Source organism: Micromonospora sp. NPDC005206, assembly GCF_040608175.1.
Classification (GTDB): Bacteria; Actinomycetota; Actinomycetes; order Mycobacteriales; family Micromonosporaceae; genus Micromonospora.
Genome location: NZ_JBEXHU010000020.1, coordinates 61,609 through 81,188, shown reverse-complemented (window position 1 = coordinate 81,188; position 19,580 = coordinate 61,609). Strand labels below are relative to the sequence as shown.

At 72.7% G+C, this 19,580-nt stretch carries 17 protein-coding genes; 7 read left to right on the top strand and 10 right to left on the bottom strand.

Annotation, left to right across the window (positions count from 1 at the left end; all coding sequences use genetic code 11):
- Positions 1-140: 140 nt before the first annotated feature.
- Entirely contained in the window at positions 141-2,018 is a 1,878-nt protein-coding gene (locus ABZU69_RS28000; RefSeq protein WP_354967293.1) for a M14 family zinc carboxypeptidase, read from the bottom strand.
- Positions 2,019-2,229: 211 nt separating this feature from the next.
- On the opposite strand from ABZU69_RS28000, the gene ABZU69_RS27995 reads away from it, so the two are divergent.
- A complete protein-coding gene (locus ABZU69_RS27995) occupies positions 2,230-3,585 on the top strand; it encodes a C39 family peptidase (RefSeq protein WP_354967292.1) in 1,356 nt (451 codons plus the stop codon).
- 62 nt (positions 3,586-3,647) lie between these two features.
- On the opposite strand, the gene ABZU69_RS27990 is transcribed toward ABZU69_RS27995, so the two are convergent.
- The 3 genes from ABZU69_RS27990 to mqnE form a co-directional block, all read right to left on the bottom strand.
- Complete coding sequence (locus ABZU69_RS27990) at positions 3,648-3,938, bottom strand: DUF4229 domain-containing protein (protein ID WP_354967365.1); 291 nt, start codon at positions 3,936-3,938, stop codon at positions 3,648-3,650.
- Positions 3,939-4,008: 70 nt separating this feature from the next.
- Positions 4,009-4,446: a hypothetical protein gene (locus ABZU69_RS27985; protein WP_354967291.1), complete on the bottom strand. Its 438-nt coding sequence runs from the start codon at positions 4,444-4,446 to the stop codon at positions 4,009-4,011.
- Positions 4,447-4,469: 23 nt separating this feature from the next.
- Positions 4,470-5,639 (bottom strand): aminofutalosine synthase MqnE, encoded by a 1,170-nt coding sequence (gene mqnE / locus ABZU69_RS27980; RefSeq protein WP_354967290.1) that lies wholly within the window; start codon positions 5,637-5,639, stop codon positions 4,470-4,472.
- Positions 5,640-5,874: 235 nt separating this feature from the next.
- Between mqnE and ABZU69_RS27975 the strand changes: the two genes are divergently transcribed.
- The 4 genes from ABZU69_RS27975 to ABZU69_RS27960 all read left to right on the top strand — a co-directional run bounded on the left by ABZU69_RS27975 (position 5,875) and on the right by ABZU69_RS27960 (position 12,068).
- Positions 5,875-7,455, top strand: a complete 1,581-nt coding sequence (locus ABZU69_RS27975) for an NlpC/P60 family protein (protein WP_354967289.1) — start codon at positions 5,875-5,877, stop codon at positions 7,453-7,455.
- Between the two features lie 114 nt (positions 7,456-7,569).
- Positions 7,570-9,114, top strand: coding sequence for a hypothetical protein (locus tag ABZU69_RS27970; protein WP_354967288.1), 1,545 nt, complete (start codon positions 7,570-7,572; stop codon positions 9,112-9,114).
- A 268-nt stretch (positions 9,115-9,382) separates the two neighbouring features.
- Positions 9,383-11,341 carry a DEAD/DEAH box helicase gene (locus tag ABZU69_RS27965; protein WP_354967364.1) on the top strand — a complete coding sequence of 653 codons (1,959 nt, stop codon included), beginning with the start codon at positions 9,383-9,385 and terminating at the stop codon, positions 11,339-11,341.
- A gap of 106 nt (positions 11,342-11,447) precedes the next feature.
- Complete coding sequence (locus tag ABZU69_RS27960; protein ID WP_354967363.1) at positions 11,448-12,068, top strand: putative glycolipid-binding domain-containing protein; 621 nt, start codon at positions 11,448-11,450, stop codon at positions 12,066-12,068.
- A 41-nt stretch (positions 12,069-12,109) separates the two neighbouring features.
- Here the strand turns inward: ABZU69_RS27960 and ABZU69_RS27955 are convergent, their stop codons facing one another.
- The 3 genes from ABZU69_RS27955 to ABZU69_RS27945 all read right to left on the bottom strand — a co-directional run bounded on the left by ABZU69_RS27955 (position 12,110) and on the right by ABZU69_RS27945 (position 14,777).
- Positions 12,110-13,201 carry a PLP-dependent cysteine synthase family protein gene (locus ABZU69_RS27955; protein WP_354967287.1) on the bottom strand — a complete coding sequence of 364 codons (1,092 nt, stop codon included), beginning with the start codon at positions 13,199-13,201 and terminating at the stop codon, positions 12,110-12,112.
- 31 nt (positions 13,202-13,232) lie between these two features.
- The gene (locus tag ABZU69_RS27950) at positions 13,233-14,063 is read right to left on the bottom strand and encodes an SDR family oxidoreductase (RefSeq protein ID WP_354967286.1); all 831 of its coding nucleotides are present in this window, start codon (positions 14,061-14,063) and stop codon (positions 13,233-13,235) included.
- A gap of 255 nt (positions 14,064-14,318) precedes the next feature.
- The gene (locus tag ABZU69_RS27945; protein WP_354967285.1) at positions 14,319-14,777 is read right to left on the bottom strand and encodes an Lrp/AsnC family transcriptional regulator; all 459 of its coding nucleotides are present in this window, start codon (positions 14,775-14,777) and stop codon (positions 14,319-14,321) included.
- 269 nt (positions 14,778-15,046) lie between these two features.
- On the opposite strand from ABZU69_RS27945, the gene ABZU69_RS27940 reads away from it, so the two are divergent.
- Positions 15,047-15,313 carry a BldC family transcriptional regulator gene (locus tag ABZU69_RS27940; RefSeq protein WP_007454516.1) on the top strand — a complete coding sequence of 89 codons (267 nt, stop codon included), beginning with the start codon at positions 15,047-15,049 and terminating at the stop codon, positions 15,311-15,313.
- A gap of 101 nt (positions 15,314-15,414) precedes the next feature.
- On the opposite strand, the gene ABZU69_RS27935 is transcribed toward ABZU69_RS27940, so the two are convergent.
- A complete protein-coding gene (locus tag ABZU69_RS27935; RefSeq protein ID WP_354967284.1) occupies positions 15,415-16,044 on the bottom strand; it encodes a UbiX family flavin prenyltransferase in 630 nt (209 codons plus the stop codon).
- Between the two features lie 162 nt (positions 16,045-16,206).
- Between ABZU69_RS27935 and ABZU69_RS27930 the strand changes: the two genes are divergently transcribed.
- The gene (locus ABZU69_RS27930) at positions 16,207-17,169 is read left to right on the top strand and encodes a terpene synthase (protein ID WP_354967283.1); all 963 of its coding nucleotides are present in this window, start codon (positions 16,207-16,209) and stop codon (positions 17,167-17,169) included.
- On the opposite strand, the gene mqnP is transcribed toward ABZU69_RS27930, so the two are convergent.
- Positions 17,166-18,077, bottom strand: a complete 912-nt coding sequence (mqnP, locus tag ABZU69_RS27925; protein WP_354967282.1) for a menaquinone biosynthesis prenyltransferase MqnP — start codon at positions 18,075-18,077, stop codon at positions 17,166-17,168. The two genes, ABZU69_RS27930 and mqnP, sit on opposite strands and share 4 nt — an antisense overlap.
- A complete protein-coding gene (locus ABZU69_RS27920) occupies positions 18,077-19,537 on the bottom strand; it encodes a menaquinone biosynthesis decarboxylase (protein ID WP_354967281.1) in 1,461 nt (486 codons plus the stop codon). The genes mqnP and ABZU69_RS27920 overlap by 1 nt, the downstream gene beginning before the upstream one ends.
- Between the last annotated feature and the right edge of the window lie 43 nt (positions 19,538-19,580).

Sequence of the window (19,580 nt, the reverse complement as noted above, 5' to 3'; positions counted from 1 at the left end):
AAGGGCCAATCGCCGCGTGTCGATCACCTTGGCCCCGGGAAGGTGGGGCGAGATGACCGACCGACGGCGATATGTCGCGCATCGCGGGGGTCAGAAACGGGTGGTGGGGCCCCGCAGGGGCGGAACGGGGCCCCATCCGATCAGGAGGCGCTGATGGTGACGTTGTCCACAGCCGCCTCCACGAGGCTGGCGCCGGAGGCGTCCGCCACCTCGATGAGGATGCGCACCGACTGGCCGGCGTACGGGGTGAGGTTGAGGTTCGCCACCGCCCAGCTGCCGTTGCGGTTGCTCGCCGCGCCGGCCTGGGTGAGCAGCGCCGTGGTGCCACCGTTGTGCACCACGCTCACCCGCAGGTAGTCCGCCGACGAGGCGTTCGAGCCGTGCGCCAGGTACCAGGCCAGCGAGAGGGTCAGCGTGCCGGTCGACGGCAGCGTCACCGCCGGGGACCGGGCGCTGGTCACCCCGCCGTCGACGTCGTGGTCACCCGCCGCCGAACCGGCGAGCCGACCGGTGACCAGGTCGTTGGCGCCGGCGTACGGGGTGAGCTGCTTGGCCCCGGAGGAGGTGGTCGCCTGGGCGGCACCCCGTTCCCAGGCCCCGAGGGTCGCGGTGTCGGTGCCGGACGGGTTGATGGTCCAGCCGGTCGCGGTCTCGAAGGTGTCCGACCAGACCGTGGTGCCGCCACCACCGCCGCAGTACTGCGCCTGCTTGCCGATCGCCCGGTACGGGCAGTCGGCGTACTCGCTGAGCATCAGCACCGCCTCCCGGTTGCGGGAGGTCTGTGCGGGGATCACCTCGTCGGGCGGGTAGAAACCACCGCCGCCGGACGATCCTGGATACATCTCGAAGGTGTACGCCCAGATGCCGTGGGTGGCCCACATCCAGTCGATGCTGTCCCCGTCGGTGATGTAGAGGTCGCTGGACTGCTCCGGGGTGTAGTTGTTGGTGGCCGCCATCTGCTGGCCGATGGTGGCGAAGGTGTTGTACTGGTCGGCGCTCATCCCCGGCCCGGTGTTCGCGGTCGTGTAGCCGTACGGCCAGAGCACCAGCTGCGAGTAGGTGTGGAAGTCGATGTTGGCCTTGATCTGCTGCGTTCCGCCGACGACCCGGCTGTTGACGAAGTTGCGCAGTGCCTGCGTCTCGGGCGCGGAGAACGCCGACGGTCCACGGTAGGTCTCGGACGAGGTGGAGCCGGACGAGCCGCCGCAGCAACCCCAGTTGTAGGACCAGTTGCGGTTCAGGTCGGTGCCGACGTTGGAGGAGCCGCTGTTGGGCTGCCGGTTCTTGCGCCAGGACCGGTACGACCCGGTGGCGATGTCGTACTCGCTACCGTCCGGGTTGACCGTCGGCACGATCCAGATCTCCCGGCCGTTGACGATGTTGGTGATCCGGGAGTCGGAGCCGTAGCTGTCGGTGAAGAGGTTGAGCAGGTAGATCGCCATCTCGACGGTCAGGTGCTCGCGGGCGTGCTGCTGGGCGTTGAAGAGGAGTTCCGGCTCGCTCTCGTCGGTGCCCACGTTGTCGGAGATCTTCACGGCCATCAGGTCGCGGCCCTCGTACGACGAACCAATGCTGATCTTGCGGGCGATCGCCGGATGGTCGGCGACGACCTGGTTCACGACGGCGGTCAGTTCCGCGTAGTCGTGGTAGTTGGAGTCGGCGGGCGGGAAGGCCAGTGTGCCCATCTCTCCGGCGCCGCGCTCGGCGTTCGGCGGCGGGGCGAGCGGTTCGAGTCGGAAGCCGAGCTTGCCGATCTCGGCGGCCTCACCCGCGGTGGCCGAGACGTGCAGCACGCCGTGTTCGGAGTAGTCGATGGCGGCCCCGGTGCGGGCCACCGCATTGCGGTCGGCGACGGTCCGGGGGCCGAGCACCCGGTAGCCGGCGGCGGCCGGCTCGGCGGTCCGGTCCGGCGCCGGCCGCGCGAAGACCGGCCCGGTGGCGACGGTGACGATTCCCAGCCCGGTGACGACGGCGAGCACCAGGACGCGGCGGAGAGGGATGGGCGTGCGGAGGGCCATGGACTACCTCCTCGAAGGGCGGGAGAACCCGCTCGGTGGAGGACACTTCACCACCTGTCACATGGTCATATCAATATCCGTCGCTGCCTCTTGCATCCCAGGCGGATCATCGCGGCGGCAATGATTTTCCATCCGTCGACATCTGGCGAAACTTCCTTCCGGCGGCGACACTGACCAGCAACGATGTCCCTCTCGACACCGCGGAGCCCCCATGGCCAGATCCCGTTTACGCACGGCCGCCCTCGCCGGCGTCACCGCGCTCGCCCTGCTCACCACCGTCGCACCCGCGGCAGCCGCCGCACCACTCACCGGCGGCCGACCGCCCGCAACCGCCCACGACGAGCAGATCACCTTCCAGGACTGGTCCGGGCCCGCCGACTGGCACCGGGGCAGCCGGGCCGGCACCCGCGTGGTGCCCGGCGCCCGATCGGGCGTCACGCTGGCCCGCCCGGCCGGCACCACCGAGTACGCCGACCCGCACACCGGCGTCACCCGCAGCTGGGAGTACGGCACCTGGACCTCCCCGGTGACCCGGGTCGGCTTCGACGCCACCGAGCTGATCGCGTCCTGGAACGCCGAGACCCCCGCCGGCACCTGGATCCAGGTGGAGATGCAGGGCAGCTACACCAGCGGTGACCAGACCCCGTGGTACGTCATGGGCCGCTGGGCGTCCGGCGACAGTGACATCAGGAGGACCAGCGTCAACCGGCAGGGCGACCCCTGGTCGACGATCTGGACCGACACCTTCAGCATCGACGACGCCGCCGTCGGGGTGCTGCTGCGGTCGTACCAGCTGCGACTGACCCTCTACCGGGCGCCCGGGCAGACCGCCGCGCCGGTGGTCCGGATGCTCGGCACGATGAGCTCGACCGTGCCGGACCGCTTCACCGTCACGCCGAGCGCCGGGCACATCGCCTGGGGCCGCGAGCTGCCGGTGCCGCGCTACTCGCAGAACGTGCACTCCGGGCACTACCCCGAGTACGACGGCGGTGGTGAGGCGTGGTGCTCCCCCACCTCGACCGAGATGGTGGTCGAGTACTGGGGACGCCGGCCGTCCGCGGCCGACACCTCCTGGGTGGACCCGACCTACCCCGACCCGACGGTCAACCACGCCGCCCGGATGACCTACGACTACACGTACGACGGCGCGGGCAACTGGCCGTTCAACACCGCGTACGCGGCCAGCTTCCCCGGCCTGGAGGGGCGGGTGACCCGACTGCACTCACTGGACGAGCTGGAGCGTTTCATCGCCGCAGGCATTCCGGTGGTGACCAGTCAGTCCTTCCTCGCCAGCGAGCTGGACGGGGCGAACTACGGCACCTCCGGGCACCTGTTCGTGGTGGTCGGCTTCACCGCCGACGGCGACGTGATCGTCAACGACCCGGCCTCGTCCAGCAACGACGTGGTGCGCAACGTCTACAAGCGTGCCCAGTTCGAGCAGATCTGGCTGCGGACCAAGCGGGTCAACGCCACCGGCGGCGTCTCCGGCGGCTCGGGCGGCGTCGCATACCTCATCAAGCCGACGAGCAAGCCCTGGCCGAAGGTCTCGGGCTCCACCAACTGGTAGAGCGTGGTTGATCATGAAGTTATTGCCCGGCCGATCGGCGTGTCGGAGCAATAACTTCATGATCAACGCGGGGGCTGGTCGGTGGGGGGTTGGTCGGTGGAGGGGGGCTGGTCGTCGCCGGCCAGGGCCGAGCGGAGGCGTTCCTTCTCCGCTCGGCGGCGCTCGGTCGCGCCGGCCATCTCCTCGGCCATCTCCTCCCGCCAGCCGCGCAGCAGGAAGAAGGAGAGCGCGGCCGAGAAGGCCAGCGCCAGGATCAGCTTCAGGAACACGCTCATGTCGATCAGCCAGAGGCCCGCCAGCACGGCGACGAACAGCCCGATCCGACCCAGCGTGTACTTGACCGCCGCGCTCACCCGCACCACTCCGTTCTCCGTCACCCGCCGGTGCCGGCGGAAGGTCGATCCGCCCGGCGGGCGGTCGGGGTCAGCCGGTCCGGCGGGCCAGCCAGCGGACGCCCGGGAACCAGACCGCCGCGTACGCCACGGTGAACGCCGCCGCCGCCAACGTTCCGGACAGCAGCGGCGGCAACCCGGCGCCCAGACCGGCGATCAGCAGCCCCGCGAACACCCCGACGGCGGCGGCGACCAGTGCCGCCACCACCCGGGCCGCGCCGAACTCCCAGGCCCGGAAATCGTCCCAGAACAGCCACGCCGGCAGGATCACCGCCAGCCAACCGTTGGTGTGCCCGAAGTCGCCGGCGCCCATCGAGGCGAACGCCCAGTCGAACAGCACGAGCGCCAGCGCACCGATGACCAGGCCGGCCAGGCACACCCCGAGCAGATCGCCGAGGGTACGGACGCGTCCCTCGGCGTCCCGTCGGGGGAAGCCGCCCTGCCGCTCCGGTCCTCGTTGCTCAGTCATCGACTGCGAGGGTACGTGGCGGTTCAGGCCCACACCTGCTGCGGCTCGGCGCGCCGCTCGGCCAGCGACGGGGCCTTGTCGTACTCCCGGACCACGTTGTAGCGGGTGTCCCGCTCGACCGGCTGGAAGCCGGCGTCCCAGATCAGGTGCAGCAGGTCGTCGCGGTGCATGGTGTTCGGGGTGCCGTACGAGTCGGCGTCGTGGGTGATCTTGTATTCGACCACCGAGCCGTCCAGGTCGTCCACGCCGAAGTTCAGCGAGAGCTGGGCCACCGAGAGCCCGTGCATCACCCAGAAGTTCTTCACGTGCGGCACGTTGTCGAAGAGCAGCCGGGAGACGGCGAACGTCTTCAACGACTCGGCCGGCGAGGCCATCGTGGTGCGCGCCTGGATCTTGTTACGGATCTTGCCGTCCGCCGAGTCCACGAAGTCGTGCTGGTATCGCAGCGGGATGAAGACCGCGAAGCCGTTGGTCTCGTCCTGCAGCTCGCGCAGCCGCAGCACGTGGTCGACCCGGTGCCGGGGCTCCTCGATGTGGCCGTACAACATGGTCGCCGGGGTCTTCATGCCCTTGCTGTGCGCCAGGGCGTGGATGCGCGACCAGTCCTCCCAGTGGCAGGCGTGGTCGACGATGTGCTGGCGGACCTCCCAGTCGAAGATCTCCGCGCCACCACCGGTCAGCGACTCCAGGCCGGCGTCCATCAGCTCGTCGAGGATCTCGTCGGCGCTCAGGCCGCTGATCTTCTCGAACCACTGCACCTCGGTCGCCGTGAAGCACTTGAGCTTGACGTTGGGCAGCGCCGCCTTCAGCTCACGCAGCACCTTCGGGTAGTAACGCCAGGGCAGCGTCGGGTGCAGGCCGTTGACGATGTGCAGCTCGGTGAGCTGCTCGTCCTCCATCTCCTTGGCCTTGCGGACCGCCTCGTCGATGCGCATCGTGTACGCGTCCTTCTCGCCCGGCTTGCGCTGGAACGAGCAGTACGCACAGGACGCCGAACAGACGTTGGTCAGGTTGAGGTGCCGGTTGACGTTGAACATCACCCGGTCGCCGTTGAGCTCGGTGCGCTTGTGGTGCGCCAGCCGCCCCAGCCAGGCCAGGTCGTCGCTGTCGTAGAGGGCGACCCCGTCCTCACGGGTCAGCCGCTCACCGGCGTACACCTTCGCTTCGAGCTCACGCTTGAGTCCGGCGTCCATGGCACGTCCCTTCCACCTGCGGTCCCGGTCGAGCGTACGTCGGGACGCCGACCGGCCCGGCGGCACGGTCGGCGACAGCGACCGACTTCACCAGACTCTCAGCCTCCCGTAACCCGGCGATGCATCGACATCACTGCCCGCGTGCGGTAAGACAGGGTGGGGCGGAACACACACTGGTACCGTCCCGACGGCCGCGCCACCGAGCGCGGCGACGGGCAGCGGGACGGGGAGCGGAATGGTCGACAGCGGGCGCGGGCGACGGCAGCGACGACGGAGCCCGGTGATCTCGCCGGTGCTGCGTCCGAAGCTCTGGGCCGCCCTGCTCGGCGCGATCGCCGCCGCCGTGCTCGCCACCCCCGCGTACGCCGAGCCCGGGGTGCCCACCACGGTGCCGGACACCGGCTCGCGCCCGGCGGTGGTCGGCGCGCTCCAACTGCCCGGTGGCGCACCCGTCGCCGGTGTCCCGGTCCCGCCGGTGATGAACGTCGGCAACGGCCCGCTGGCCGCCCAGATCGCCGCCGGCGAGACCCAGGTCGGCGCCCTCGGCGAGGCACTGCTGCTGAGCCAGCAGAAACGCGCGGACGCGCAGGCCCAGCTCGAGGCGGCCGGCAAGGCGCTGGCGACCGCGCAGGACGATCTCCTCCGGGCGCAGCAGGCGGCCGACGTCGCCGCCTCGGACGCGTTCAAGGCGGCCGCCGCGCTACCGCCCGGCGACCTGGCCGACGACATCCAGGGGTTGAGCCGGCTCCAGCGGATCGCCCGTGGCGAGAAGGTCGAGCGCGGCACCACCGGGGTGGCCGGGGAGCTTTCCCGGGCCCGCAGCGGCGAGCAGTCCGCCTACCAGGCGCACACCACGGCCAAGACCCAGCTCGACGCCGCCGAGGCGGAGTTCGCCGTCGGGGAGAAGGCGCTGCGCGCGGCCGAGGCCAGCCTCCTCAAGCTGCGCCGCGACAACGCCGCGCAGCTCATCGAGATCGAGCGCCAGCAGGAGGCCGCCGAGCAGCAGCTCGGTGCCGGCTACCTCGTCGGCCAGAACGTCAGCGGGATGGCGGCGCACCCGCGGGCGCTGGCCGCGGTCCGGTACGCCCTCGCCCAGCTCGGCGACCCGTACGAGTGGTCGGAGGAGGGGCCCGACACGTTCGACTGCTCCGGTCTGATGTGGGCGGCGTACCGGTCGCCCGGCGCCGACTACTTCCAGCTGCCCCGGGTCTCCCGGGACCAGTACGCCGCCACCCGCTCGCGGACGGTGCCGCAGACCGCGCTGCTCCCCGGCGACCTGCTCTTCTTCGCCTCCGGCAGCAGCTGGACCACGATCCACCACGTCGCCATGTACATCGGCAACGGCAAGATGGTGCAGGCGCCCACCACCGGCGACGTCGTCAAGGTCTCGGTCGTCCGCTGGTCCCGGCTGTACGCCGCCACCCGGGTGATCGGCGCGGTGCCGGCCCCGACCGTGCCGGTCCCGACGCCCAGCGCGCCGACCAGCCCGACGCCGACGCCCACCACGAAGCCGACACCCACCACCAAGCCCACGCCGACCACCAAGCCCACGCCGACCACCAAGCCCACGCCGACCACCAAGCCGACGCCGACCGGATCGGCCACCCCGACGCCCACCGGCACCCCGACCCCGACCCCGACCGGCAGCACCTCGCCGAGCACCTCGCCGAGCGAGACGCCGACGACGCCGCCACCGCCACCGACCAGTGCGCCGGCCACCTCGACCCCGGCCGGCTCGCCGTCGGCGAGCCGGAGCGGGGTGTCCAGCGACAGCCCGACCCCGAGCACGACGGGCAGCCCGAGCACCGGAAGCTGAGGCGCCACAATCGGCTCCGGCTGTCCGCTCGGGGCGATCTGTGGCACCGTGACATCCAGGCACATCCGGCCCGGTGTCACGGGTCCGGGTGCGAGCGTGGCACGGAGGGCGGAGATGGCCGAGCAGAGTGATCCGGCGGAGAAGGCCGCCCCCGTCGCGGTCGACCAGCCGGGACCGGGAACAACTGACCCGGCACCCAGCGCCGACACCGTCAGTGCCGCCGTCGAGACCCCCGCCGACGGTGACGTCGGTGCCGCCGACGATTCCGCCGGCACCGACGCTCCCGCCAGCTCCGCCGACGCGGACGGGGGGCAGCCGGCGCCCGATGAGGCTGACCCGGCCGCCGCTCCGGTACGCGCCCGCGCCAGTGTCGTCACCGCCGCCGCGGCGCCGGATGACCTCCCGGCCAGCGCGCCGGTGAGCGCGACCACCTACCGGGCGACCGGATCGGCCAACCCGACCGGCGGGTCTCTGCCCGGGCAGCGGGACGGCTCGAGCGCCCCGGCCCGGGCCAGCGCCACGGTGTCCGCCAACAGCCGCGTCACGGCCGGCGCGGTGGGCACCCCGGATTCCCGGCCAAGCGCTCCCGCCGTCTACCGCTCCGCTCCGGTGAGCCCCGAGCCGCCCCAACCGGCGCAGCCTCCGGAGCCCGTCCAGCCGCCCACGCCTCCGACCCCGGAGCCGACCCCCGCACCACCGGGCCCGACCCCGCCGCCCGAGCCCGAGCCAGCGCCGAGCCCTGGGCCGTACCCGCCCGGTCCGGTGCCGACCCCGCCACCGGGGCCCCGGCCCACGCCGCCACTGCCGCCCATCCCGGGCCCACCCACACCGCCGCCGGCTCCGGTGCCGCCGGTTCCGGGCCCACCCGCACCACCCGTTCCGGGCCCACCGGCACCGCCACCCGGCCCGCCGGTGCCCGGGCCACCCCCGCAGCCCGGCCCGATGCCGGCACCGCCCTTCCCGCCGCCGCCCGCGACGCCCGGCGGGCCGCCGGCCGTGCGAGCCACCGCGTCGGTCTCCGCGCCGCCGGCCAGCCCCACCGGGTGGGCCACCGCGTCGCCCGCCGATCCCGCCGGGCGCGGCTCCACGGCGGTCTACGGCTCGTCGTCCGGCCCGGGCGTGCGGGCCTCCGCGTCGCCGGCCGGTTGGTCGGCCTCAGCGGTTGCCGCGCAGCCCACCCAGGGCGGCGGTGGATGGACCGGGGCGCCGGTCTCGGCCCCGCCGGTGGTGCCCGCGCCGGCGCTGCCCAGTTGGCCGCCGTCCACCGCGGGCGGTGTCCCGTCGGGCGGAAACGACACCGGCGGCTCCCGGGGGTCCAACCCGGCGGGCGTGCCGGCTGGGCGGGGCGCGGCGGCCGCTCGCAGCGGGCGGTACGACGGCGGCTCCGATCTGGCCGGCACCGTCTACGGCGGCGGGGAGCAGCCCGGCTACACCACGATCGCGCTGCCGGCCAGCGCCGTGGAGAATTCCGGCTCCCTGACCGGGCACATCCTGGCTCAGGGCTGGGCCGACACCCCGGCCGAACGGTCTTCCAGCACCGCCCGGGTGGTGATCGTCCTGGCCGCCGCACTGGGGCTGCTGGTGGCGATCAGCGTGCTGGTGGTCCTGCTCGCCAACGACGCCCTGGACGGCCTGGTGGGCAACGTGCTCAACGGCTGAGCCGACGATCGGGTCGATGGTGAGTCCGCCCACTACGGTCGGGCAACCGGCTGGCGGCTCCGCCGGACCGCCGTACACTGGTCGAGATCACTGACCCGGCGCGCGTGATGCGCGCCCATGGGCGATCTTGCGGGCGATCCGGCGGCACAGCCGCGGCAGGCCATCGCGAAGATGCGCCCCGCTCGAAAGGCATTTGTTGACCACCTCTGCTGACCCCAGCATCGTTCCGTCCGTTTTCGATTCCGCCCCGGCGGCGGTCGACGCCGCCCTGGAGACGCCCGACGCCGCCCCGACGGAGGTCGCCGAGCCCGTCGACTTCGCCGCGCTCGGCCTGCCCGAGCCGCTGGTCCGCGCACTGGCGCGGCAGGGCATCACCACCCCGTTCGAGATCCAGCGGGCCACCGTTCCGGACGCGCTCGCCGGCCGGGACGTGCTCGGCCGCGGGCAGACCGGGTCGGGCAAGACGCTCGCGTTCGGCCTGCCCCTGCTGGCCCGGGTCGCCGCCGGCCAGCCGGCCCGGCCGATGCGGCCGCGCGCCCTGGTCCTGGTCCCGACCCGGGAGTTGGCCATGCAGGTCAACGACGCCCTGCTGCCGCTGGGCAAGGCGATCAACGTGTTCCTGAAGACCGCCGTCGGCGGAGTGCCGTACGACCGTCAGATCGACGCGCTGCGGCGCGGCGTGGAGATCATCGTGGCGACCCCGGGCCGGCTCGGCGACCTGATCGAGCGGGGCATCTGCCAGCTCGACGACGTCGAGGTGACGGTGCTCGACGAGGCCGACCAGATGGCCGACATGGGCTTCCTGCCCGAGGTGACCGAACTGCTGGCGAAGACGCCCGCGAACGGTCAGCGGCTGCTCTTCTCGGCCACCCTGGACGGCGACGTCGACGCGCTGGTCAAGCGGTTCATGACCGATCCGGTGACGCATTCCACCGCGCCGTCCACCGCCTCGGTGTCCACCATGGACCACCACATGCTGCTGATCCCGCCGCACGAGAAGTTCCCGGTGACGGCCTCGATCGCCGCCCGGGACGGCCGGACCATGGTCTTCGCCCGGACCCAGCTCGGCGTCGACCGACTGGTCGAGCAGCTCGCCGCTGTCGGCGTACGGGCCGGTGGCCTGCACGGCGGCAAGACCCAGCGGATGCGCACCAAGACGCTGGCCGAGTTCCGCGAGGGCCGGATGAACGTGCTGGTCGCCACCGACGTGGCGGCTCGGGGCATCCACGTCGACGGGGTCACCCTGGTGCTGCACGTCGACCCGCCGAAGGACCCCAAGGACTACCTGCACCGCGCCGGGCGCACCGCCCGTGCCGGCGAGTCGGGCGCGGTCGCCACGCTGGTGCTGCCCAAGCAGCGCCGTACCACCCTGGCGATGCTCGAGAAGGCTGGCGTCGCGCCGGCCGAGAGCCGGGTCCGCCTCGGGGACCCGGCGCTTGCCGAGCTGATCGGCGCCCGTGAGCCCAGCGGCGTCCCGGTCCGCGTGGAGGCGGAGCCCCGGGGCTACGGTGACCGCTCCGGCGGCCCCCGCCGGTTCGGTGACCGGCCGGGCGGCGACCGCCGCTACGGCGACCGTCCCCAGGGTGAGCGCCGCTACGGCGACCGCCCGACCGGCGAGCGCCGCTTCGGCGACCGCCCGCAGGGTGAGCGGCGCTACGGCGACCGTCCGCAAGGCGACCGGCAGTACGGCGACCGCCCGACCGGTGAGCGGCGCTACAGCGACCGCCCCCAGGGCGACCGGCAGTACGGCGACCGGCCGACCGGTGAGCGGCGCTTCGGCGACCGCCCCCAGGGCGACCGGCAGTACGGCGACCGCCCGACCGGCGAGCGCCGGTACGCCGATCGGGATGCCCGGGGTTACGGCGACCGGCCGCAGGGTGAGCGCCGTTTCGGCGACCGCCCGCAGTTCGGCGACCGGGACGGCCGGGGCGACCGCCCGACCGGCGAGCGGCGCTACGGCGACCGCCCGCAGGGCGAGCGGCGCTACGGGGACCGGGACGAGCGCGCCTCCGGCGACCGCCGTTTCGGCGACCGGCAGCAGGGCGAGCGGCCCGCCGACGAGCGCCGGTTCGGGGACCGACCGGCCGGGGAGCGGCGCTTCGCGGACCGGGACGCTCGGGGTGGTTTCCGCCCGGAGAGCCGCGGTCAGGGCGACCGGCAGCGCGACGACCGGCAGCGCGATGACCGGCGTGGCTTCGGCGGGCGCCCGCCGGCCCGTACCCACTGATCCACTGATTCACTGAACGCCGCCGCGGAGCCCACGCTCCGCGGCGGCGTTCGCGCATGCCCTGCCGATGTCGGCTCGGTCGCGTAACGTCCGGCTCATGCCGACCATGCCGAAGTCGATCTTCTGGTCCCGGACGGACACCGCCGGCAGTGAGCAGGTCGTGCTCGACGACGGGCACGGGTTGGCGGCCCGGGGCACCCTGCTCGCCGTGGACCCGATCCCCTGGACCGTCCGCTACCAGCTGACCACCGCACCTGACTGGAGCACCAGCCGGGTCGAGGTCGAGGCGGAGGGGTCGGGCTGGCTGCGCAGAGTCACGCTGGAACGGGCCGCGGACCGGTGGCGGGTGACGACCGCCGAGCAGGGCAACCTGGACGCGGCACTCGTCGCGGCCGGTCATCCCCCGGCCGGTCTGCCGGGCACCGACGACCCGGATCGGCTGGCCGACGCGCTCGACGTGGACCTGAGCGGGTCCCCGCTGTTCAACACCCTCCCGGTCCATCGGCTCGGGCTGGCCGCTCAGCCGGCCGACCTGCCGCACCGGATCACCGCGGCGTGGGTGCTGCTGCCCGGTCTGGAGGTGGTGGCGGCCGAGCAGATCTACACCGGGCTCGGGCCGGGCCGGGTGCGGTTCGCCAGCGGCACCTTCACCGCCGACATCGATCTGGACGCCGACGGGTACGTGGTGCGCTACCCCGGGCTCGCCGAACGGATCGACCCGCGCTGAGTGCGCCGGGCTCAGGCGGGCCGGGTTCAGGCGAGCTGGGCTCAGGCGGGCCAGGCGCCACTGGTCAGGAAGCGGTCGATGGTGGCCGCGTGCGGTGCGAGGTCGTGGCCCTTCGCGGCCACCCAGTCGTCGGAGTAGTAGGTGTCGGCGTACCGGTCGCCGGCGTCACAGATCAGGGTGACCACGGAGCCGGTCCGGCCCTCGGCGAGCATCCCGGCGATGAGGCCGAACGCCCCCCACAGGTTGGTGCCGGTGGAGCCACCCACCCGGCGACCGAGCACCGCCGAGCCGGCCCGCATGGCGGCCAGCGACGCCGCGTCCGGCACCTGGACCATCCGGTCCACCACCGCGGGCAGGAAGGACGCCTCCACGGTGGGACGGCCGATCCCCTCGATCCGGGATCCCTTCCCGGTACGCACGGACCAGTCGGCGGCCAGCCAGGCCGGATAGAACGCGGAGTTCTCCGGGTCCACCACGCAGAGCTTGGTGGCCAGCCGGCGGTACCGGACGTACCGGCCGATTGTCGCGCTGGTGCCCCCGGTGCCGGCGCCCACCACGACCCAGGCCGGGATCGGGTGCCGCTCCAGTCTCAGCTGTGCGTAGATCGACTCGGCGATGTTGTTGTTGCCCCGCCAGTCGGTGGCCCGCTCGGCGTAGGTGAACTGGTCCATGAAGTGACCGCCGGAATCCTCGGCCAGCCAGCGGGCCTCGACCACCACGCTCGCCGGGTCGTCCACCAGGTGGCAACGGCCGCCCTGGAACTCGATCTGCGCGATCTTCTCCGGCGAGGTGGAGGCGGGCATCACCGCGATGAACGGCAGCCCGAGCATCCGGGCGAAGTACGCCTCGGAGACCGCCGTGGAGCCGGACGACGCCTCGACGATCGTGGTGCGCGGCCCGATCCAGCCGTTGCAGAGCCCGTAGAGAAAGAGCGAGCGGGCCAGCCGGTGCTTCAGTGAGCCGGTCGGGTGCACCGACTCGTCCTTGAGGTAGAGGTCGATCCCCCACTCCCGCGGCAGCGGGAACGGCAGCAGGTGAGTGTCGGCCGAGCGGTTCGCGTCCGCCTCGACGGCGGCGATCGCCTCGGTCACCCAGGTCCGGCTGGCCTCGTCGCACCGGTCGAGATGAGTCACGTCGGCAAAGTAGCAAGCGGTCCTGAGGAGGTCAGCGCCGGTCCGCCGACGTGACCCGGCGGAGCTGACGGCGCTGGCCGGCCCGGCCGACCGCCCGGACCAGCGGGGTCAGCCCGATGGCCAGTCGAGGCAGGGCGTCCAGCAGCCGGACCTGCGCTCCCCGCCAACGGGGCAGGCTGACCACCGGGCGCGGCCGGCGGGCCAGTCGGGCCGCCCGGGCGGCCACCCGCTGCGGGGTCAGCATGGAACCGGTGAACGACGCCAGCGCACCGGGGTCGTCCAGCCGGTCGTGCAGCATCGGGGTCCAGATGCCGTCCGGGCAGAGGCAGGAGACGTGTACCTGCCGATATCCGGCCATCCGCAGGTCGGACAGGGTGCCGAGGCTGAACGCCAGCAGCGCGTGCTTACTGGCCGCGTACACCGTCTCGCCGGGCGCGGCGACCAGCCCGGCCAGCGAGACGACGTTCAGCACGTGGCCGTGCCCCTGCCCGCGCATCACCCCGAGCGCGGCGAGGGTGCCGTTCATCGCGCCGAGCGCGTTCACGTCGAGCACCCGACGGCGGGTCCGTCCGTCGTGCTCCCAGGCGGGGCCGGTGACCAGGATGCCGGCGTTGTTGACCCAGAGGCCGAGGCCACCCCGGCTGGCTGCCGTCGCGGCGATCTCGGCGCAGGCTGCCTCGTCCCGGACATCCAGCGCGGCGGACCAGCCGCCGAGCGGCGCGGCCGCGACGGCGACCGCAGCCGGGTCGACGTCGGTGAGCAGCACCGACCAACCGTCGGCGTGCAGCGCGGCGGCAATGGCGCGGCCCAGGCCGCCGGCGGCCCCGGTCACCACGGCCGCTCCACGTCCCAGCGGGGTCATCGGCGCACGCTACCGCCGTCCGCCGGTACGGCACCAGGGCCGACCGGCCCTCGGCCGCGGCGGGTACGGCGCCGATCGGCCCTCGGCAGCGGCCGGTACGGCGCGGGGGCGGTCTCCTTTGCTCTGCTTCAGCGGACGCACCACAGAACGGCCCGCACTGGTGCGTGGGTGTAAGCAGAGCAAAGGACGCACATGAGGAGTGGTCGCCGATCCCCCTGGCGCTCGGGTGCGAGGCCGGGCCCCACCGCCGCGGTGTCAGGCGGCCGGTGGGCCGACCGACTGGGGGCGGTTCTCCCATTTGGTGGAGAGTGCGATCGCGGTACGGGTGGAGGCGACCCCGGGCGTCCGGTTCAGCCGCACGATCAGCTGCTCCAGCTCGGCGATCGTGCCGACCCGCGCCTTGAGCAGGAAGGACTCCACCCCCGCCATGAAGTAGCAGGACTCGATCTCGGGCAGCACCCGGAGCGACTCGAGCATGTCGTCGCTGTCCGCGCCGGAGTCCTCGACGATGCCGATCAGCGCGGTGACACCCAGCCCGATCGCCTCCGGCTCCACGTCCGCGCGGTAGCCGCGGATCACGCCGCTGTTCTCCAGCTTGCCGACCCGCTCGTGCACGGCCGGGGCAGAGAGGCCAACCTGCCGGGCGAGCTCGGCGTACGAGAGGCGGGCGTTTCCACGCAGCAGGTCGACGAGGCTCAGGTCGATGGCGTCCACGGAGAGTGACCTTATCCCGTTGGGCGTAACGCGACGCCTTCGGCATCCGTTGCACACAGCAGTGAGTAACTGTTCACAAACAGACGGTCAGGGCAGGGGTTGCACCAGTACCATTTACTAACTTCCCACTCAGTGCATTTTTCGCGTTTGGCGGACAGGCCAGGTCCCTGGTGCTGTAATTACCATACGTCCCTCATGACGGCTCTGGGCTCGCACCAGCCGGGGGCAGTGTGTTCAGCCAGGGGCTTCGTCGACGCGAGGAGGGGGCTGTGGACACTGGAGATCGCCTGCTGACACCGGGTGAGGTCGCCGCGCTGTTTCGGGTGGACCCGAAGACTGTGACGAGATGGGCGGCGGCCGGCCGGATAGGAAGCATCCGGACTCCAGGCGGGCATCGCCGGTTTCGGGAATCCGAGGTGCGAGCCCTGCTTGAGGGGGAGGGCATGCTGGACGAGGTGGACGAGGTCGGAAAGCCACGCAACGTGGGCCCGGCCGCCTCTACCGGGCCGGGTCCGGCCAACGCCGGCATGTACTGAACTGGTGCGGACAACGCTACGCGGACCGGGCAGCAGTCCGGTCCGCGTCCCGCTACGGTCACCCGTCGTACGCGTGACCGGGCGGGGTTGAGCAGACAGGCTCAGCTTCGGGCCGCCCCGAGCTGGCCGGACCACCGTCGGAACAGGGTGTGCGGGACGCCGAGCGCGTCCAGCACTTTGCCGGCCACGAAGTCGACCAACTGCTGCGCGCTGGCCGCCGCACCCGCGCCGTAGAAGCCGGGGCTGGCCGGCAGCACCACCGCGCCGGCGTCGTGCAACGCGATCAGGTGCTCAAGGTGACTGCGGGTCACCGGCGTCTCCCGAGGTGCCACCACCACCGGCCGGCGCTCCTTGAGGTTGACCTCGGCGGCACGCTGCAACAGGTCCTTGGAGAGCCCGATGGCGACCCCCGCGCACGCCGCCGTGCTGGCCGGCACCACCGCCATTCCGCGTACCCGGTAGGAACCGCTGCTCGGACCGGCCGCCAGGTCTCCCGCCGGCCAGTGCCGCACGTCCGCGCCGGTCACGTCCCGGCCGAGCCAGGCGGCGAGGTCCTCGGCCCAGTGCGCGTCGCGGAACGGCCGGCCGGTCTCGTCGAGCAGCGTGAGCCGCGCCGCCCGGGAGACGATCAGGTCCACCGGTTCGCCCGCGTCGAGCAGCCCGCCGAGCACGGCCGCCGCGTACGGCGTACCGGAGGCCCCGGAGACACCGACCACCCATGGTTCCCGCATGCCCCCAGCCTGCCTGGTGGGGTTCGTGCGCTGGTGGGCACCCCCGGGATCGGCCTCCGGGTGGCTCGCCCGAGATGTCCGGGCGGGCGCCTGCGTGTCCCGCGGACCTGGCATGCTGCCGGTGGCCATTCGCACCGGCAGCAGATCGCACAGGAGGCATCGGTGACGACCGGCGAGGTCCTCTGGACGCTGCGCGCCGAATGTCCGATCCCGGCCCGGCTCTCGCCGCACGCCGACCGGGTGCACGAGTGGCTGCTCCGCCTGTTGCCCGAGCTGGGCCTGCCGCTGGACGACGCCGCGCTGCGCCGGCTGAGCCGGGGAGCCTTCGCCCGGTACGCCGGCCGGCTCTACCCGGACGCCACCGAGGCCGACCTGCGGAGCCTGACCGCGCTGTTCACCTGGTTCTTCCTGGTCGACGACGCCTGCGACGGGCCGGGCCGGCTCGCTCCGGAGCAGATCCGCGCGCTGCGCAACGGCACCTTGGCGCTGCTGCACGACGGTCCCCGGGCACGACACGCCGGGTTGACCGGTCCGCTGCGGCGGCTGCTGGTGCTGGCCTGGCGGGAGCCGCGCCGCCGGATGCCGGCCCGGTGGCGGCTGCGCTTCGCCGACGCGGTGGCCCAGCACCTCGACGGGACCCGGCGGGAGGCGGCCAACAAGGAGGCGGGTCGCCGACCCGGCGTCATCGAGTACGTCGAGCTGCGGCGGGCCACGTCGGCGGCGGACGTGTCGTACCCGCTGGTGGAGTTCGTCACCGGCCGGCCGCTGCCCGACCCGGTCTACCACCACCCGCTGCTGCGCCGGGTCGCCCGCACCGGCAACGACCTGCTCTCCTGGTACAACGACCTCGCATCGCTGGACCGGGACCGGGCCACCGCGGGCGGGCACAACCTGGTGCTTGCCATGCAGGACGAGCAGGGCCTGTCGCCGGCGGAGGCGGTGGACCGGGTGGCCGAGCGCTGGCGGGAGTCGATGCGGCGCTTCGTCGCGCTGCGTGCCACGGTGCCGTCGTTCGGCCCGGCGCTGGACGAGGCGGTCACCGACCACCTCGACGGGGTCGCGTACGCGGTGCGCGGCACCATCGACTGGACGCTGGAGAGCGCCCGCTACCCCACCAGCGCCTAGGGCCGAAGGTCGAGCCGGATCACCAGGTCGAGCAGGGCGAAGGCGAACAGCGCGATGCCGACGAAGCCGTTCGCGGTGAAGAACGCCCGGTTGACCTTGCTCAGGTCGGTCGGGGTGACCACCAGGTGCTGGTAGGCGAACGCGACCGCGGTGAGCGCCAGGCCGACCCACCAGAGCCAGCCGAACCCGACCACCGCCCCGAACCAGACGAAGAGCCCGAACGTCACCACGTGCGCCACGGTGGAGGCGTGCAGCGCGAAGCGCCGGCCGTACCGGGCGGGCACGCTGTGCACCCCGATCCGCCGGTCCACCGCGTCGTCCTGGCAGGCGTAGATCAGGTCGAAGCCACCGATCCACAGCCCGACCGCCGCGCCGAGCAGCCAGGCCGGCCAGGAGCCGTCCAGGGTGCCGGTGACGGCCAGCCAGGCGCCGACCGGGCCGACCGCCTGGGCGACCGCGAGGATCGCGTGCGGCCAGTTGGTGAACCGCTTGCCGTACGGGTAGACCACCAGCGGCACCACGGCGAGCGGCGCCAGCACCAGGCAGAGCGGGTTGAGCAGAGCGGCGGCGGAGAGGAAGACCACCAGCGCGACGACCGCGCCGGTCCAGGCCGTGCGCACGCTCACCGCGCCGGTGACCAGCTCCCGCGCGGCGGTACGCGGGTTCCGCGCGTCGATCCGCCGGTCGAGGATCCGGTTGGCGGCCATCGCGAACGTCCGCGCCCCGACCATCGCCACGGTGATCAGCAGCAGGTCCACCCAGCGCACCCGGCCGCCGTTGACCTGCATCGCGGTCAGCGCCGACAGGTACGCGAACGGCAGCGCGAAGACCGAGTGTTCGATGGCGACGAGTTTGAGGAACGACTTGATTCGGCCCGGCCGTTCGGCCGGCGCGTCGAGGACCGCCATCAGATGCCGTACTCCTTCCAGCGCTTGTCGACCAGGGCGGTGACCTCCGGCGACATGCTCATCTCCTCCGGCCAACCGCGGGTGTAACCCTCGGTGGGGAGCTTGCGGGTCGCGTCAACGCCCACCTTGCCGCCCCAGAACTGCTGGTACGACGAGTGGTCGAGGTGATCGACCGGGCCCTCGGTGAGCAGCAGGTCGCGCGCGTAGTCGACGTTGCCGAAGGCGCGGAAGGCGACCTCGTTGTAGTCGTGCACGTCGCAGTCCTCGTCGACGATCACGATCAGCTTGGTCAGCGACATCAGGTGCGCGCCCCAGATCGCGTTCATCACCTTCTGCGCGTGCTTCGGGTAGCGCTTGCGGATCGACACGATCGCGCAGTTGTGGAAGACGCCGGCGGCCGGCAGGTCGTAGTCCACGATGTCCGGGATCAGCAGCTTGAGCAGCGGCTGGAAGATCCGCTCGGTGGCCTTGCCGAGGGCGTGGTCCTCCTGCGGCGGCTTGGAGGTGACGATCGAGTGGTAGACCGGCTTGCGCTGCATGGTCATCGCCTCGATGTGCAGCACCGGGAACGGCTCGACCGGCGTGTAGAAGCCGGTGTGGTCGCCGAACGGGCCCTCGGGCAGCCGCTCGCCCGGCTCCAGGTAGCCCTCCAGCACGATCTGCGCGTGGGCCGGCACCTGCAGCGGCACGGTGAGGCAGTCGACCATCTCCACCCGCTCGCCGCGCAGGAACCCGGCGAACAGGTACTCGTCGATGTCGCCGGGCAGCGGCGCGCTGGCCGCGTACGAGACGACCGGGTCGCAGCCGATCGCGACCGCGACCGGCAGGCGCTGCCCGAGCCGCTCGGCGACCGCGTGGTGGGCGGTGGAGTCCTTGTGGATCTGCCAGTGCATGCCCAGGGTGTTGCGGCCGTGCTGCTGGAGCCGGTACAGCCCGAGGTTGCGCTTGCCGGTCTCCGGGTGCTTGGTGTGGGTGAGGCCGTAGTTGTGGAAGATCCCGCCGTCGCCGGGCCACACCTGGAGCCCGGGCAGCCGGTTCAGGTCGACGTCCTCACCCCGGTAGACGACCTCCTGGCAGGGCGCGGTCTTCACCTTGCGCGGCGGCACCGACTTGAGCTGCATGACCTTGCCCAGGCCCTCGCGGATGCCGGACCAGCCCACCGGCAGCTCCGGCTTGATCAGCGCGCCGATCCGGGCCCCGATCTCGTCCAGCGAGTCGACGCCGAGCGCCATGGCCATCCGCTTCTCGGTGCCGAACAGGTTGATCGCCACCGGCATCTCGCCCCGGGTGGGGCGCTCGAACAGCAGCGCCGGTCCGCCGGCCCGGACCGTGCGGGTGACCACCTCGCTGATCTCCAGGGTCGGGTCGACCGGGACGTCGACCCGGCGCAGTTCGCCCGCGCGCTCCAGGGCCGCGAGGAAGTCCTTGAGGTCGGTGTACGGGAAGCCACGAGCCGCCATGCCCGCCAGTCTCCCGCACCGCGTCCCGCGCGGACGAAGCCGG